The organism is Falsiroseomonas algicola, assembly GCF_011040385.1.
Classification (GTDB): domain Bacteria; phylum Pseudomonadota; class Alphaproteobacteria; order Acetobacterales; family Acetobacteraceae; genus Falsiroseomonas; species Falsiroseomonas algicola.
On the sequence record NZ_JAAIKB010000006.1, the window covers coordinates 298227 to 313460 of the forward strand.

The following is a 15234-nucleotide window of genomic DNA, read 5'->3' on the forward strand; positions in this document are numbered from 1 at the left end:
GTGCCAGTCGATGGACCTGAAGAAGAAGCCTGGCCGTTTATCCGCTGTTAACCGCGCCGCCTTCAGGCGCGCACGGAAATGGCGATGGCGCCGGCACCGGGGCGCGCGGGGCGCGCATAGCCCGGCATGCCGTTGCCCTCCGGCCGCGTCGCGACCTTGGCGATGGCCTTCACCACGCGGGCCTGCAGCGCCAGCGCATCCTCCAGCGCCGCGCGATTGGCGGCGGCGCTGTCCCGCAGCCCGTCCACCAGCATCGCCAGGCGATGGTCCAGCGTCCCGCTGGTGTCGAGCGTCGCGCGCGCCTTCACGAAGTCCTCGATCGCGACGCTCTTCGCGGGCTGCAGCGCCGCCGCGCCGCGCAGGTCGCGCGCCTTCAGCGCGGCCGTCTCCTCCCGCAGCAGGGCTTCCAGCACCTCCGCGGCTTCCAGCAGCTCCGTGCTCATCGGCTGTTCCTTTGCATCTCTCGCAGCACCGCATCGGCCAGGCCGAGCCCGCCCTGGCGCGCGATGGCGTTGCCCATTTCCTGCACCAGCATCGGCTGCCACTGGGCCTCCCCGGTGCCGCCGCCGAACAGGCCCTTGCCGTCCAGCCCGGCGAACATCGGCTGCAGCAGCGCGCCCAGCACCTGGCCTTCGAAGTTCTGTGCCGCGGCGCGCTGCGCGGTGGTGGTTCCTGCGTTGCGTGGCGCGTTGATCGCCGGCTGCGTCGCCGCCGGCACCCGCGATGTGGGGTCCATGCTCGCTACCTCACTTCCAGCTCGGCCTGCAGCGCGCCGGCCGCCTTGATGGTCTGCAGGATGGAGATCATGTCCCGCGGCCCGACGCCGAGCTGGTTCAGCCCCTGCACCAGGTCCTGCAGCGTCGTGCCGCCCCGCAGGATGCCCATCCGCCTTTCGTTCTGGTCGTCCACTTCCACGTTGGTGCGCGGCACCACCACGGTCTGGCCGTTGGACAGCGGCCCGGGCTGGCTGACCTGCGGCGTTTCCGTCACGCGGATGGTCAGGTTGCCCTGTGCGATCGCGACGGTGGAGATGCGGACATTCGCACCCATCACGATCGTGCCGCTGGCTTCCTCGATCACCACGCGCGCCACGCTGTCGGGCTCGACCCGCAGCTGCTCGATCTCCGCGATGAAGCCGATCGCGTCGCGGCCGGCCAGCGCGATGGTCACGCTGCGCGGATCCGTGGCACTGGCCGGGTTGCCGGGGGCGTAGCGGTTGATCGCGGCCGCGATGCGCCGCGCCGTGGTCAGGTCGGGGTTGCGCAGCGCCAGCCGGATGGCCGGGCGGGACGCGAAGGCGAAGCCGACCTCGCGCTCCACGATCGCGCCGTTGGAGATGCGCGCCGCCGTCGGGACGCCACGCGTCACCGAACTCGCCGCGCCCCGCGCCGCGATGGCGCCGGTCGCGACCGCACCCTGCGCCACCGCATAGACTTCTCCATCCGCCCCCAGCAGCGGCGTCACCACCAGCGTGCCGCCCGTCAGGTTCGTGGCGTCGCCGAGGGCCGCGACGGAAACGTCGATCCGGCTGCCCGTGCGCGCGAAGCCCGGCAGATTGGCGGTCACCATCACGGCGGCGACGTTGCGCGTCTCCAGCTGCCGTTCCTGGTCGCGCGTATTGACGCCCAGCCGCTCCAGCATGCCGATCAGCGACTGCCGCGTGAACACCGCGTTGCGCAGCCGGTCGCCCGTTCCGTTCAGCCCGACGACCAGGCCGTAGCCCACCAGCTGGTTGTCGCGCATGCCCTCGACATCCGCGATGTCCTTGATCCGCACGCCCTGGCCCAGCGCGGGTAGGGAGATGAGCAGGCCCAGCAGGAAGATCAGGCTGCGCATGGTCAGAACGGCAGGATGATGTCGAGCAGCTGCTGCCCGTAGCGCGGCTGCTGCACGTCGCTGACCGTGCCACGGCCGCCATAGGCGATCCGCGCCTCGGCCAGGCGGTCATGCTTGACCGTGTTGTCGCTGGCGATGTCCTGCGGCCGGATGATGCCGGAGACCTGGAGGTCCCGCAGCTCATGGTTCACCCGCACCTGCTGGCGGCCCGCCACCACCAGGTTGCCGTTCGGCAGCGCCTGCGTGACGGTGGCGGCGACGCGCAGCGTCACCGTCTCCGTCCGCTGGATCTGGCCATTGCCGGCGGAGGAGCTGTCGGAGGCGCCGGAGACCAAGCGCGAGGGATCGAAGCCGTTCGGCAGCAGCCGGCCATAGCTGGAATCGAGGCCGAGCAGACGCGGCAGGCCAAGCGATTCGGTATTGGCGCGCGTGCGCTCCGTGCTGTTCTGCAGCTGCGCGCGATCCTCGATCTGCACCAGCACGGTGACGAGGTCACCGACCTGCGCCGCGCGCTGGTCGCGCAGGAAGGTACGGCTGCCCTGCCGCCACAGCGAATTGGCCTCCGCCGGTGCCGTCTGCGGCGCGGGCATCGGCATGCTCACCGGGCGGACGTTCGGGTTCTCGATCGGCGCCATGCTCGGCGCGCGGCCGAGTTCGGACAGACGCTCCGCGCAGCCCGTCATGGACAGCAGCAGGAGGAGGGGGAGGGTGCGCTTCATCGTGAGGCTTGATCCCTGCGGTTGACGCGGGCGGCGATGGCGGGGGGCAGGCTGGTGGCAGCGCCGATGGCGCGGGCGCGGCCCGGGCCGATCACCTCCGCCTGCACCACGCTGCCGGAGGCGAGGTTGAGCACGTGGAAGCTGCGGCCGCGGAACCCGTCCTCCAGCGCGCGGCCCTGCGCCGTCAGCGTCAGGCCCGGCGCCTGATGGAGCAGCTGCACGGCGGATTCGCGTGCGATGATGGCGGCGACGGCAACGTCCGCCGGCGACAGCGCCTGCCCGGCGGCGATGGCGCGGCGCAGCCGCTGGCCGGTCACGGCTTCCACATCCTCCGCGACGCTGGCGGGGGCGCGATCCACCGCCATGCGGCTGAGCGTGACGTCGCCGGGCATCACCATCTCGCCGGCGCGCAGCGCCTTGGCCGCGACGACCACGTCGCGCATCGCGACCGCCCGGCCGCTGACGCGCTGCGTGAAGGTCGGCATGCCCTCCGCCACCACGACCAGCGTCGCGGAGAAGCGGCGCGACACGCCATCCCACAGCGCGCCATCCACCGCCACGCGCGCATCCGGCGCGCCGGCGGGCAGGCTCGGCGGCTGGAAGCCCGGGATGTCGAGGTCGAGCTCGGGATCGGCGCCGAGTGCGACGAGTTCCGCCCGCAGCGGCTCCAGCACCTCCTCCCGCCGCATGGCGCGGCCAGGGCGCTCCACCACCACGCGCTCATCGCCCAGGACCGGTCGCCACGCCAGGCCGTAGTCGCGCGCGATGGCGGCGAGTTGCGGCGCCTCCACCACGAAGCGGCGGCCCGGCGCCGGGGCGGGGCCGAGCGTCGTCTCCGCCCGCGCGCCCGCATGGTCGAAGATGTCGCCCAGCGTCACGACGGCGGATTCCACGACGGCCTGCGCCCGCGGCGCGGGCGCCTGCGCGAAAGCAGGCGTCGCCAGAAGCGCCAGCACGAGGAGGGACGACCACGCGCGCATCAGCGCATCCGCGTCAGGGTGGACAGCATTTCGTCACCCGCGGTGATGACCTTGCTGTTCATCTCATAGGCGCGCTGCGCGGTGATCAGGTTCGTGATCTCCTGCACCACGTTCACGTTGCTGGACTCGAGGAAGCCCTGCTGGATCTGGCCGTAGCCGACGCCGCCCGGCACGCCCGGCTGCGCCTGGCCCGATGCCGGCGTCGCCAGGAACATGTTGTCGCCCGTGGCTTCCAGCCCGCCCTCGTTCGGGAAGATCGCGATCTGGATCTGGCCGACATTCTGCGGCTGCACCTGGCCATCCAGCTTCACCAGCACCTCGCCCGCCGCGTTGATCGTCACGTCGCGCGCCGCGGCCGGCACCACGATGCCGCCGGAGACAGGGAAGCCGTCCGCGGTCACGATCGTGCCCTCGGGCGAAAGGCCGAAGCTGCCGGCGCGGGTATAGGCCGTCTCGCCACTCGGCAGCGTCACGGGGAAGTAGCCATTGCCGCGCACCGCCAGGTCGAAGCGGTTCTCCGTCTGGGTCAGGCTGCCCTGTTCGGAGATGCGGTAGATCGCCGCCGTGCGGACGCCGAGCCCGAGCTGCGCGCCGGAGGGCAGAACCGTGCCCTGGTCGCTGCTCTGCGACCCCGCGCGGCGCAGGTTCTGGTAGATCAGGTCCTGGAACTCGGCGCGGCGGCGCTTGTAGCCCGTCGTGCTCATATTCGCGATGTTGTTGGAGATGACTTCGACGTTGGTCTGCTGGGCCTGCAGCCCCGTCGCAGCGATGTCGAGCGTGCGCATGTGGTCTTCGACTCCTGTTCGGTCAGCGGCGGCGGAGGATGCGATCGACGGCGCCACCCAGGCGCTCGCCTTCCTTCTCGATGAACTGGGCGGCGAACTGGAATTCGCGCAGCCCGGCGGTCAGCCGCGTCAGCTCCGCCACCGGGCTGACATTCGATTCCTCGACGGCACCCTGCACCACGTTGGGGCGGTCCACCGGCAGCGCGTCCACGCCCTGCGGCGCGTTGAACAGGCGCGATCCCTCCGCGACCAGGCGCTGCTGCTGCTCGAACCGCACCACGCGCAGACGTCCGACGACGCCGCTTTCGCTGCTGATCGTGCCGTCGCCCTTGATCTCCAGCCGCACATCGCCGGGCGGCAGGGTCAGCGGCTGCCCGCCTTCGCCCAGCACCGGATTGCCGTCGGGGTCCACCACCTGGCTGTCGGGGGAGAGGGTGAAGTGGCCGGCGCGCGTGAAGCGTTCACCGCGCGGCGTCTGCACGGCGAAGAAGCCGTCGCTGCCCAGCGCCAGGTCCAGCGGGTTGCCGGTGTGGCGCACCGCGCCGGCCGACATGTCGCGCCAGGTCGCGCGATCCATGGTGAAGGCCAGCTGCTCGCCGCCCGTCGGCGTCTCGGCGCCGGATTGCCGGGCCAGTTGCTGGGCGAAGACGGTCTGGCTGGCCTTGAAGCCGGGCGTGCCGGCATTGGCGATGTTCGCCGCCAGCACCTCCGTCGCGCGGGATTGCGCGGCCAGGCGTGACAGGACGATGTAGCCAGGCGTGTCCATGCGCCGCGGTCCTTACGTGGCGCATGGCCGGAATCCCGGCCGATGCGCATGGGGGCTGGCGGCTGAGATCCTCGCAACCGCGTCGCCGGCCGGTCAGGGCCAGGCAAGGGTCCACGGCAGTTCTTCCGCCTCGGGTCTCGATCTACGGCGCAGTTGTTTCCGGCCTCTGAAGGGGGGTCCTGCCGGGCAAGGACACGTTAACAGCCGGGGCATAGATCGATCCTGCATTCCAGGACGGGGGCCCCATGACGGACGCCGCTTCAAAGCCGAAGGACGCGCCGGCGAAGAAGGGCAAGGCGCGACTGCTCATCATCGCGGGCGCCATCGTGCTGCTCGCCGGTGGCGGGGCCGGCGCTGCCTTCTTCCTCAAGCTGCCGCCCTTCGGCGGCGGCGAGGCCAGCCATGAGGAAGCCGGCGCACCACAGGCCGCGCCGCCCGTCTTCGTCGAGATCCCCGACATCGTGGCCAATCTGAACGCCGGCGCGCGCCGTCAGTCCTTCGTCCGCGTCAAGGCGCGGCTGGAAGTGGCGCGGCGCGAGGATGCGGCGATCGCCACCGCCGCCATGCCCCGCCTCCAGGACCTCTTCACCACCTATCTGCGGGAGATGCGGCCGGAGGAGCTGCGCGGCAGCATCGGCACGCAGCGGCTGCGGGAGGAGCTGCTGGCCCGCGCCAACCTCGCGACGCGGCCCGGCACCGTCACCGATGTCCTCTTCGTCGAGCTGATCGTGCAATGAGCGACGAACTGCCGAAGACCGCCGTCGAGGAGCCGGCAGAGGATGATTGGGGCGCCGCCCTGGCGGAGGCCGCGGAGGACGACCTGGCCGCGCATGCGGCTGCCGAGCGCATCCTGGCCGATCCCGTTCCCGTCGCGGGCCCGGTGGAGCCGACCCGTGTGCTCAACCAGGCCGAGATCGACAGCCTGCTCGGCTTCGGCAACGGCGCCGGGGGCGATGATGGCGGCGGCAGCGGGATGGAACGCGTCATCGCGCGCGGCCTTGTCTCCTATGAACGCCTGCCGATGCTGGAGATCGTCTTCGATCGCCTGGTCCGCATCCTCTCCACCACGCTCCGCAACTTCACCTCCGACACGGTCGAGGTCTCGATCGATGAGATCCAGTCGCTGCGCTTCGGGGACTACCTGAACTCCATTCCCCTGCCCGCCATGCTCTCCGTCTTCAAGGCGGAGGAATGGGACAATTACGGCCTCGTCGTCGTCGATTCCGCGCTGATCTATTCGGTGGTGGACGTGCTGCTCGGCGGCCGCCGCGGCACCTCCGCCATGCGGATCGAGGGCCGGCCCTACACCACCATCGAACGCACGCTGGTGGAGCGGCTGGTCAATGTCGTGATGAACGACCTGTCGGAGGCCTTCGCGCCGCTCTCCCCCGTCCGCTTCAAGTTCGAGCGGCTGGAGGTGAACCCGCGCTTCGCCATGATCTCCCGCAGTTCCAACGCCGCCGTCCTGGTTCGGCTGCGCATCGACATGGACAGCCGCGGCGGGGAGCTGCAGCTGATGCTGCCCTACGCGACGCTGGAGCCGGTGCGCGACCTGCTGCTGCAGCAGTTCATGGGCGAGAAGTTCGGCCGCGACAGCATCTGGGAAACACATCTGGCCGAGGAGTTGAGGCAGACCGGCGTCGCCCTCGACGTCGTGCTGGATGAGCAGACCATGGCCCTTTCCGACGTGCTGCGCCTGCAGGTTGGCGACCAGATCCTGCTGAATGTCGGCCCCGGCGCGCCGGTGCGGCTGCGCTGCGGGGAAACATCGCTGTTCGAGGGGCTGGTCGGCCGGCGCAACGACCGCCTGGCGGTCAGGATCGAGAATGTGCTGGCGCGCGAAGATGCCAGCCGTGGAGCGGAGGATCTGGCATGAGCATGGCGATGATGGAGTGGCTGCTGGAAGCGGCCCTGGTGGCCGGCATCATCGCCGCCCTGCCCCCGGCGCTGCGACTGGAACGCGCGCTCAGCGGCCTCAGCAAGGACAAGTCCGCCGTGATGGACAGCGTCCGCGGCTTCACGGAAGCGACGAAGCAGGCGGAAGCCTCCATCGGCCGGCTGCGTGCCACCGCCGACAGCGCATCCCGCAGCGTGGCGGAACAGGTGGCGGCGGCGACGGCGCTGCGCGACGACCTCCGCTTCCTGACGGAACGCGCCGGCGTCGCCGCGGATCGCCTCGACACCGGCCTGCGCGGCGGTGGCCGTCCCCCCGTGCCGGAGGCCGCCAACGTCTCCCCCATTCCCCGCGCGCGCGCCGAACAGGAATTGCTGCGCGCGATCAGCCGGAGCCGCAGCGCATGAACGCCGCCAATGCCGTGCGCGTCCTCCTCGTCATCGCCGGCTTCCTGCTCGGCCTGAAGGGGATGGCGCTGGTGCGCGATTTCCCGCTGCTGACGCGCGCGATCCCGGCCTTCTCCACCACCGCGCTGGCGGCCGATCCGGCACCCGCGGCGCCGTCACCCGCGCCCGCCACCACCCCCGCGCCGGCCGCCGCCCCCAGCGCGACGGACGCCATGGCGGCAGGCCTGCGCGCGCGGCGCGAGGCATTGGAGGAGCGGGAGCGTTCCATCGCCACGCGCGAAGCCCTGCTGGCCGTCGCCGAACAGCGCCTGGCCGCGCGGCTCGCGGAACTGACCGCCCTGCAGGGCCGCCTGGAACAGGCCGATGTCGATGCGCGGGAGCGCGAGGAATCGCACTGGCGCACCATGGCCAAGCTCTATGAGACGATGCGGCCGCGCGAAGCCGCCGCCGTCTTCAACGAACTCGACCTGCCCGTCCTCGTGCAGGTCGTCGAACGGATGAACGACCGCAAGGCCGCCCCCGTTCTCGGCGCCATGCTGCCGGACCGTGTCCGCCAGCTGACCGTCGAACTCGCCCGCCTCCGTGCCGCCCGCCCACCGGCCTGACGCCGGCGGCCCGCAATCGCAGCCTGAACAGAAGGGACAGGACAGCCATGAGCATCGACCGCAACATGAAGGTTCTCGTTGTCGATGACTACAAGACGATGACGCGCATCATCCGCAACCTGCTGAAGCAGATCGAGTTCAACGAGACGGATGAGGCCAGCGACGGGCATGAGGCCCTGGCCAAGCTGCGCGCCGGCAATTTCGGCCTGGTGATCAGCGACTGGAACATGCAGCCGATGACGGGCCTCGACCTGCTGAAGGAAGTGCGCGCCGACGCCCGCCTGAAGCACCTGCCCTTCATCATGGTGACGGCGGAGAGCAAGACGGAGAACGTCGTCGCCGCCAAGCAGGCCGGCGTGTCCAACTACATCGTCAAGCCCTTCAACGCGGAGACGCTGCGCGACAAGATCGAGAAGGTCCTGGTCCATGCCTGACCAGGGCCCACCCGTGGCGATCCGGGGGGACCTGGACACCACCGTCCGATCGCTGATGTCGGAGCTGGATGCGCTGAGCCGCATCATCGCCGATGCGCGGCAGGAGGTTGCCGCACTCCGCGCCGATGATTCCGACATCGCCGACATCCCCGGCGCGACGGATGAACTGGCGGCCATCGTCTCCCACACCGCCCAGGCGACGCATGAGATCCTGGACAGCTGCGAGGCGCTGGAGACCGTCTCCGCCCGCGTCGGCGACGCGGATGCGGAGGTGCTGCAGGGCGCCATCACGCGCATCTACGAGGCGTGTTCCTTCCAGGACATCACCGGCCAGCGCATCGCCAAGGTGGTGGCCGCGCTGCAGGCGGTGGAACGGCGCATCGCCCGCGCCCGCCAGGGCCTGCCGGACCGCCTGCCGATCGTCGCCGCGACGGCGTCGCTGCTGAACGGCCCGCAGCTGCCCGGCAACGGCATCAGCCAGTCCGCCATCGACGCGCTGTTCGATTGAGCCTGGCGGGGCGCCACCGCGCCCCGCCGCCTTCCTCACGAGGTTCCCGCCCGATGTCCCGCACCCGCGTCGCCGCCTGGCTCTGCGCCGGCCTTCTCGCCCTGGGCGGTCCCGTGGCGGGGCAGGATGTGCGCGGGTCCGCGCCTTCCATCCGCGTGCGCACCGGCATCCACCCGACTTTCACGCGCATCGTCTTCGACTGGCCCGACCAGGTGCCCTACAGCATCGTGCAGAACGGGGAGACGGCGGAGCTGCACTTCGCCCGTCCCGCGCGGCTCGACGCCACCGCGCTCTCCCGCCCGCTGCGCAACCTGGCAGGCGCGGAGCCCTCGGCGGAGGGCATGGTCTTCGCGCTGCGCCCCGGCGTTCGCGTGCGTGACCTCAGGGTCGGCAATTCCGTGGTGGTGGACCTGATGGACCCGGTCGCGCCGGCCGCCGCCCCGCCGCGCGCGCCCCAGCCGGCACCGCCCGCCACGGCGCAGCGCCCGCCCGCCACGGCCGCGGCGCCCCCCCAGCCCGCGCCCGGCGCGCCCGTGCCGGAGGCCTCCGCGCCGCCGCGCACGGCATCCGCCACGCCCGCATCGCCGCCCAAGGGAGCGCCGCCCGCCCCGCCGCCCGTGGTCGCGGCGCCCGCGCCCGTCGCGGTCGTCCCTCCCCCACCCGCGCCCATGCCCGTCGCCGCGCCGCCCGCGGCCACGTCAACGCCGCCCGCGGCCACGTCAACGCCGCCCGCGGCCACGTCAACGCCGCCCGCGGCGATGCCGGTCGCCACCCTGCCGCCCGCGGCGCCCCCCATCGTCGCGCCGCCCCCCGGCACGGCCACCGGCCCCGCGCCCATCCGCCTGCCCTTCACCGGCGCCACCGCCGCCGTCATGCGCGGCGACAGCGTGCTGCTGGTGTTCGAGGATGCGACCGCGCCCGACATCGCCATGCTCCGCCGCATCAGCCCCCTGCTGGCCGGCGCGGAGATCGTGGAGATGCCCGGCGGCACCGCGCTCCGCCTGCCCGCGGCCTCCGGCATCAGCCGCGATGCGCAGGGCTGGCTGATCACGCCCGCCACCGCGCCATCGCCGCGCGGCCCGTCGATCGACCCCACGCGGCTCGGCAATGCGCTGTCGCTGCTGCCGGATGCGCGACATCCCATGGCCGCGCACGCCAACATCCCGCGCCTGCTGCATCTCCGCGACGAAAGCGATTCCACCTTGCTGGCGCGGCGGCAGGACCTGCTGGCCCGAATCGCGACGGCGCCCGCCGCCATGCGCGACTCGCTGCGCGGCGAATTGGCGGAGACGCTGCTGGCCCTCGGCCTGGCGCCGGAAGCGCAGGCCGCGCTGCGCCTGGCCACCGGCGACGATCCGCGCCGAGTCGAACAGCCGCAGGCCCTGCTGCTCTCCGCCGCCGCCGCGCTGCTGGCCGGGCGGCTCGAGGATGCGCGCGACGCGCTCGCCAACCCCGTGCTGCCTGCCGACGGAGAAGTCGCGCTCTGGCGCGGCGTCGCCGCGATGCAGGAGGATGGGCGCGTCTCCGACCCTGCCTTCCGCGCCGCGCTGCCGCTGCTGACCGCCTATCCCGCCGCGCTGCGCAATCGCCTGCTGCCGCCGATCGCCGCGGCGCTGGCCGAAGGCGGCGCCATGCGCGATGCCGCGGCGCTGATCGAGGCCGGCGGCGACGCCTCCAACCACCCGCTCTCCCGCTTCGCCTGGGCCCGCGTGCTGGAAGCGCGGAACGAGGTCGAACCCGCGCTGCTGGCCTACACCACGCTGACCGAAAGCCGCGACCGCGACGCGCGCGCCCGCGCCATCGGCCGGCTGGCGGAACTGCGCCTCGCGACCGGCCGCATCGACGCGGCCGCGGCGGCGGAGGCGCTGGAAGCCGCCATCCCCGCCTGGCGCGGCGACCGCCGCGAATTGCAGCGCCGCCAACGCGCCGCGGAACTCCGCACCCGCGCCGGCCAGCACGGCCAGGCGCTGGCGCTGATGCAGGACACCGCCTCCGCCTTCCCCGAAGCCGCGGAGAGCCTGCGCGCCGCCATGCGCGGCGCCACCGTGGCCGCGCTGGCGGATGCGAATACGCCGCCGCTGGACGCCACGCGCCTGCTGGCCGAACAGCGCGCCAACCTCGTGCCGGATCCCGCGCTGGATGCGGCGGTGGCGCGCATCGCGGACCGGCTGATGGCCATGGAACTGCCAGCCCAGGCCGCGACGCTGCTGCGGGAAGCCGTGCCCAACGCCGCCGATCCCGGCGGCCTCTCCGTCCGCCTGGCGGAGGCGCGCCTCGCGGAGGGCGACGCGACGGCGGCGCTGGAGGCGCTGCGCAACAGCGGCGGCGCCGCGCTGCCCGGCGAGATCGGCCTGCGCCGGGCGCTCGCTGAAGCCAATGCCCGCCGCCAGACCGGCGACCGCGCCGGCGCCATCGGCGTGCTGCGCGCCCTCGGCCCCGATGGCGCCGCGCCGCTGGCGGAGCTGCTGGCGGAAGGCCAGGACTGGGCCGGCGCCGCTGCGGCACTCAACGAGCACATGGCGCGCAGCATGCCCGCGGAAGGCGCGCTCGACGATGCCGCGCGGCGCGACCTGCTGCGCATGGCGGCCTTCCTGGCGCTGGCCGGCGACCAGGCCGGGCTCGATGCGCTGCGCGACCGCTATGCGCCCCGCCTGCCCGCCGGCGCCTTCACGGAAGCTTTCGCGGCCCTCGCCTCCCGCAGCACCGGCACGCTGAACCTGCCGCGACTGCGGGAGGAGATCGCCGGCGCCCGCGCGCTGCAGAACCAGTCCCGCGCGCTGCGCTGAGCGTGGTTAACACGCCTGAATCACCCCAGGGCGAAGGTCATCGCATGGACAGCAACCGCACCACGCCCATGGCGCTGGCCGAACGGCGCCTGCACTGGCTGGAACAGCGCCAGCGCGTGCTGGCGCAGAACATCGCCAATGCCGATACGCCGGGCTACCGGCCGCGGGACCTGACGCCCTTCGCCCAGGCCGTGAACACGGCGCAGCAGGCGCTGGCGCAGACCTCGCCCCGCCACATGACGGGGCCCAATGGCGATGGCCGCGCGCGCCCCGATCGCGCCGCGGTCGAGACCAGCCCGGATGGCAACGGCGTCTCGCTGGACCGCGAGGCGCTGAAGGTCGCCGATACCGACCAGGCCCATGCGATGGCGCTCGCGCTCCATCGCCGCTGGGCCGGCATGTACCGCACCGCGCTCGGCCGCGGAAGCTGAAGGAAAGGGACCGCATGGACCTCGACCGCGCCCTCACCATCTCCGCCGCCGGCATGGCCGCGCAGTCCACGCGGCTGCGCGTGGTGGCGGAGAACCTGGCCAACCGCGACAGCACCGGCCAGACGCCGGGCGCCGATCCCTACCGGCGCCGCACCGTCACCTTCACCAACCGCATGGACCAGGCGCTCGGCGCCCCCACCGTGCAGGCACTGCGCATCGGCACCGATCCCGGGGAATTCCCTGAACGCTACGAGCCGCATCACCCCGCGGCGGATGAACGCGGCTACGTGAAGACGCCCAACGTCAACAGCCTCGTCGAGGTGATGGACATGCGGGAAGCCCAGCGGAGCTACGGCGCCAACCTCTCCGTCGTCGAAACCACGCGCGGCATGCTCATGCGCACCATCGAGGCCCTTCGCGGATGATGACCTTCTCCAGCGCCACCCCGGCCCTCAACGCCTATCGCGCCACCGCCGGCTTGGGCGGTGCCGAAGCGCCCGGCGCTGCCGGCGGCCCCGGCGAGGGGTTCGAGGCCGTGCTCGGCCAGGTCATGCAGCAGGCCGTCACCCAGGCCCGCCAGGCGGACCAGGCAACGCAGGCCGGCCTCACGGGCCAGATGGGCACGACGGAAGTCGTCATGGCCGTCAGCCGCGCGGAACTCGCGCTGCAGACCGCCGTCGCGGTGCGCGACCGCATGGTCACCGCCTACCAGGACGTGATGCGCATGGCCGTGTAAACGGCTCGCCGCCCTCAGACGCCGGGCGCGCGCTCCGCGCGCTTGGCTTCGCCGCACTTGCGGCGGGCCGCATTCGCGGCCTCGCCCGCCTCCGGCGGGCGCCTTTCGCGACGACTGAACCGCAGGAGGCGGTTTCCCATGGCCGATGGCGATACCATCGCGCTGGCCGGCCAGCAGGCGCTGTGGACGGCGCTGCTGCTGGGCGGGCCGCTGCTCGTGCTGCTGCTCGTCATCGGCATGGCGATCGCGGTCGTGCAGGCGCTGACGCAGATCCAGGAGGCCTCGCTGGCCTTCGTGCCGAAGATGCTCGCACTCGGCATCGCATTGCTGCTCGGCGGCTCCGCCGCCGCCGGCATCATGCGCGGCTTCACCACGACTCTCTTCGATCGCATCGTCGCCGTCGGCGGGGCCGGGTGACGCCGACCCCTGAACTCGCGGAGATCGCCTTCGCCGCCATGCTGCTCGTGGCCCGGCTCGGCGCCTGCGCGCTGCTGCTGCCCGGTCTCGGCGAGATGGACATCCCCGCCCCCTTCCGCCTGGCGCTGGTGCTGGCCCTGGTGCCGCTGCTGCTGCCCGGGCTGATGCCCAGCCTGCCGCCCGCGCCCGACGACATCGGCGCCTATGCGCTGCTGATGGGCGGAGAGGTTGCGATCGGCATCTGGATCGGCCTGCTGGCGCGGCTGGTGGCGCTGGCGCTGGTCATGGCGGGGCAGCTCGCGGGCAGCTTCATCGGCCTGTCCAGCATCTTCGCGCCCGATCCCACCATGGGCGCGGGCAGTACCGCGCTCTCCCGCTTCATGGGGCTCGCCGCCGCGGCGCTCGCCCTCTCCTCGGGCCTCTATGCGCTGCCGCTGCGCGCGCTGGCCGAGAGCTACGCCGTGCTGCCCGCCGGCGCCGCGCTGGGTGGCGACTTCGCCGCGCAGGCCGTGACGGAAGCCAGCGCCGCCAGCCTCATCCTCGCCACCCGGCTCGCGGCACCGCTGCTGCTGCTGGCCGTGGTCGCGCAGGCCGCGACCGGCCTGCTGGCCCGCGTCGCGCCGCAGGCGCAGGTCTTCGTCCTCGCCGCGCCGGCGCAGGTGCTGGCGGGCCTCGCCCTCTTCGCGCTGCTGCTGCCCGCCATCTTCTCGCAATGGCTGGACAGCGCTCGCGCCGCCTGGTCGCTGCTGCCGGGGCTGGGCTGAGCCATGGCCGGTGACGACAAGGACGCCGACGACAAGACAGAGGCCGCCACACCGCAGAAGCTGGAGAAGGCGCGGCGGGAGGGCGATGTGCCGATGTCGCGGGAAGCGGTGCAGGCCGCCTCCCTCGGCGGCGCGGCGCTCGGCCTCGCGATGATGGGGCCGGAAAGCGGCCGCGCGCTGATGCAGGCCACCGCCGCGCTCTTCGCCAATGCCCACCAGCTGCAACCCCGCGACGCCGCGATCGACCTGGCGCTGGCCGCGGCGCCGGCGGTGCTCGGCGTCGGTGGCCTGGCCGCCGTGGCTGCCGTGGCCGCGACGCTGCTGCAGACGCAGTTCCTCGTCTCCGGCAAGGGGCTGGTGCCGCAGTTCAACCGCCTCAATCCGATCGCGGGCCTGAAGAAGATGGTCGGCCCCCATGCGCTGGAGGAGCTGGCCCGCACGCTGGGGAAGCTCGGTGCCGTCGGCGCCTCGCTGTATTGGCAGATGGAGGATATCGCCCCCCTCGTCGCCGCGCTGGCGGAGGGGCCGGAGGCGCTGACGGAGGCGATCGGCACGCGGCTCGGCAGCCTGCTGACGGCGACGCTCGTCGCGGTCTGCGGCATCGCCGCCATCGACCTGCTCTGGACCCGCATCCGCTTCGCCCGGAAGATGCGCATGACGCGGGAGGAGATGAAGGACGAGCACAAGGAGAGCGAGGGCGACCCGCATTTCCGCGCCCATCGCCTGGCGCTGATGCGCCGCCGCGGCCGCCGGCGCCAGGTGGCGGAGGTCGCGAACGCCACCGTCCTCGTCACCAACCCCACGCACTACGCCGTCGCCCTGGCATACGACCGCGGCAAGGACGCCGCGCCCCGCATCATCGCCCGTGGCGTCGATGAACTCGCGGCCAAGATGCGCGCGGCGGCCGACAAGCACGGCGTGCCGATCATCCCGAACCCGCCCTTGGCCCGCGCGCTCTACAAGGTGCCCGAGGATGCGCAGATCCCGGAGGAGCATTTCCGCGCGGTGGCGGAGATCATCGCCCTGGTCTGGCGGCTGAAGCAGCCGCGCTACTGATGCCAATGGCCCGTTCGCGTGACCGCTCCAAGGCCCCTCATGCGCCGGGCGCAGGCCTCCGGCCTGCCTGGCTTCGCCGCATCAGCGGCGGCGCCCATTCGGGCGCTCGG

The 15234-nt window shown here is 72.7% G+C and carries 20 protein-coding genes; 13 read left to right on the forward strand and 7 right to left on the reverse strand.

The genetic code is table 11. The annotated features are described in order from the left end of the window. Positions 1–62: 62 nt before the first annotated feature. Genes G3576_RS17035 through flgF form a run of 7 tightly spaced genes read right to left on the reverse strand, consistent with a single transcriptional unit; the run spans position 63 to position 5086 of the window. Entirely contained in the window at positions 63–443 is a 381-nt protein-coding gene (locus G3576_RS17035) for a hypothetical protein (protein ID WP_164695621.1), read from the reverse strand. Continuing rightward, on the reverse strand, positions 440–736 hold the full coding sequence (locus G3576_RS17040; RefSeq protein WP_164695622.1) for a rod-binding protein: 297 nt from the start codon (positions 734–736) through the stop codon (positions 440–442). Before G3576_RS17040 ends, G3576_RS17035 begins: the two co-directional genes overlap by 4 nt. Positions 737–741: 5 nt before the next feature. Beyond that, positions 742–1836, reverse strand: coding sequence for a flagellar basal body P-ring protein FlgI (locus G3576_RS17045; protein ID WP_164695623.1), 1095 nt, complete (start codon positions 1834–1836; stop codon positions 742–744). Between the two features lie 2 nt (positions 1837–1838). Next, complete coding sequence (gene flgH, locus G3576_RS17050) at positions 1839–2555, reverse strand: flagellar basal body L-ring protein FlgH (RefSeq protein ID WP_164695624.1); 717 nt, start codon at positions 2553–2555, stop codon at positions 1839–1841. Beyond that, positions 2552–3535, reverse strand: a complete 984-nt coding sequence (gene flgA, locus G3576_RS17055) for a flagellar basal body P-ring formation chaperone FlgA (protein ID WP_164695625.1) — start codon at positions 3533–3535, stop codon at positions 2552–2554. Before flgA ends, flgH begins: the two co-directional genes overlap by 4 nt. Then, entirely contained in the window at positions 3535–4320 is a 786-nt protein-coding gene (flgG, locus tag G3576_RS17060) for a flagellar basal-body rod protein FlgG (protein WP_164695626.1), read from the reverse strand. Before flgG ends, flgA begins: the two co-directional genes overlap by 1 nt. A 22-nt stretch (positions 4321–4342) precedes the next feature. Continuing rightward, the gene (gene flgF / locus G3576_RS17065) at positions 4343–5086 is read right to left on the reverse strand and encodes a flagellar basal-body rod protein FlgF (RefSeq protein ID WP_164695627.1); all 744 of its coding nucleotides are present in this window, start codon (positions 5084–5086) and stop codon (positions 4343–4345) included. Positions 5087–5331: 245 nt separating this feature from the next. On the opposite strand from flgF, the gene G3576_RS17070 reads away from it, so the two are divergent. The 13 genes from G3576_RS17070 to G3576_RS17130 all read left to right on the forward strand — a co-directional run bounded on the left by G3576_RS17070 (position 5332) and on the right by G3576_RS17130 (position 15124). After that, positions 5332–5823, forward strand: a complete 492-nt coding sequence (locus G3576_RS17070; protein WP_164695628.1) for a flagellar basal body-associated FliL family protein — start codon at positions 5332–5334, stop codon at positions 5821–5823. After that, positions 5820–6962, forward strand: a complete 1143-nt coding sequence (fliM, locus tag G3576_RS17075) for a flagellar motor switch protein FliM (protein WP_164695629.1) — start codon at positions 5820–5822, stop codon at positions 6960–6962. Before G3576_RS17070 ends, fliM begins: the two co-directional genes overlap by 4 nt. Beyond that, on the forward strand, positions 6959–7387 hold the full coding sequence (locus G3576_RS17080) for a DUF6468 domain-containing protein (protein WP_164695630.1): 429 nt from the start codon (positions 6959–6961) through the stop codon (positions 7385–7387). Before fliM ends, G3576_RS17080 begins: the two co-directional genes overlap by 4 nt. Continuing rightward, a complete protein-coding gene (locus G3576_RS17085; protein ID WP_164695631.1) occupies positions 7384–7992 on the forward strand; it encodes a MotE family protein in 609 nt (202 codons plus the stop codon). Before G3576_RS17080 ends, G3576_RS17085 begins: the two co-directional genes overlap by 4 nt. Positions 7993–8039: 47 nt before the next feature. Continuing rightward, the gene (locus tag G3576_RS17090) at positions 8040–8426 is read left to right on the forward strand and encodes a chemotaxis response regulator CheY (protein ID WP_164695632.1); all 387 of its coding nucleotides are present in this window, start codon (positions 8040–8042) and stop codon (positions 8424–8426) included. Further along, complete coding sequence (locus G3576_RS17095; protein ID WP_164695633.1) at positions 8419–8934, forward strand: hypothetical protein; 516 nt, start codon at positions 8419–8421, stop codon at positions 8932–8934. Before G3576_RS17090 ends, G3576_RS17095 begins: the two co-directional genes overlap by 8 nt. Positions 8935–8987: 53 nt before the next feature. Further along, positions 8988–11720 (forward strand): hypothetical protein, encoded by a 2733-nt coding sequence (locus G3576_RS17100; protein WP_164695634.1) that lies wholly within the window; start codon positions 8988–8990, stop codon positions 11718–11720. 44 nt (positions 11721–11764) lie between these two features. Beyond that, a complete protein-coding gene (locus G3576_RS17105) occupies positions 11765–12151 on the forward strand; it encodes a flagellar basal body rod protein FlgB (RefSeq protein ID WP_164695635.1) in 387 nt (128 codons plus the stop codon). Positions 12152–12165: 14 nt separating this feature from the next. Next, positions 12166–12576 carry a flagellar basal body rod protein FlgC gene (gene flgC / locus G3576_RS17110; protein WP_164695636.1) on the forward strand — a complete coding sequence of 137 codons (411 nt, stop codon included), beginning with the start codon at positions 12166–12168 and terminating at the stop codon, positions 12574–12576. Continuing rightward, positions 12573–12887: a flagellar hook-basal body complex protein FliE gene (locus tag G3576_RS17115; protein WP_164695637.1), complete on the forward strand. Its 315-nt coding sequence runs from the start codon at positions 12573–12575 to the stop codon at positions 12885–12887. Before flgC ends, G3576_RS17115 begins: the two co-directional genes overlap by 4 nt. A gap of 138 nt (positions 12888–13025) precedes the next feature. Further along, complete coding sequence (locus tag G3576_RS17120) at positions 13026–13304, forward strand: flagellar biosynthetic protein FliQ (protein ID WP_164695638.1); 279 nt, start codon at positions 13026–13028, stop codon at positions 13302–13304. Continuing rightward, entirely contained in the window at positions 13301–14068 is a 768-nt protein-coding gene (locus G3576_RS17125) for a flagellar biosynthetic protein FliR (RefSeq protein ID WP_328729264.1), read from the forward strand. The genes G3576_RS17120 and G3576_RS17125 overlap by 4 nt, the downstream gene beginning before the upstream one ends. 3 nt (positions 14069–14071) lie before the next feature. Then, the gene (locus G3576_RS17130; protein ID WP_164695639.1) at positions 14072–15124 is read left to right on the forward strand and encodes an EscU/YscU/HrcU family type III secretion system export apparatus switch protein; all 1053 of its coding nucleotides are present in this window, start codon (positions 14072–14074) and stop codon (positions 15122–15124) included. The last annotated feature ends 110 nt before the right edge of the window (positions 15125–15234 follow it).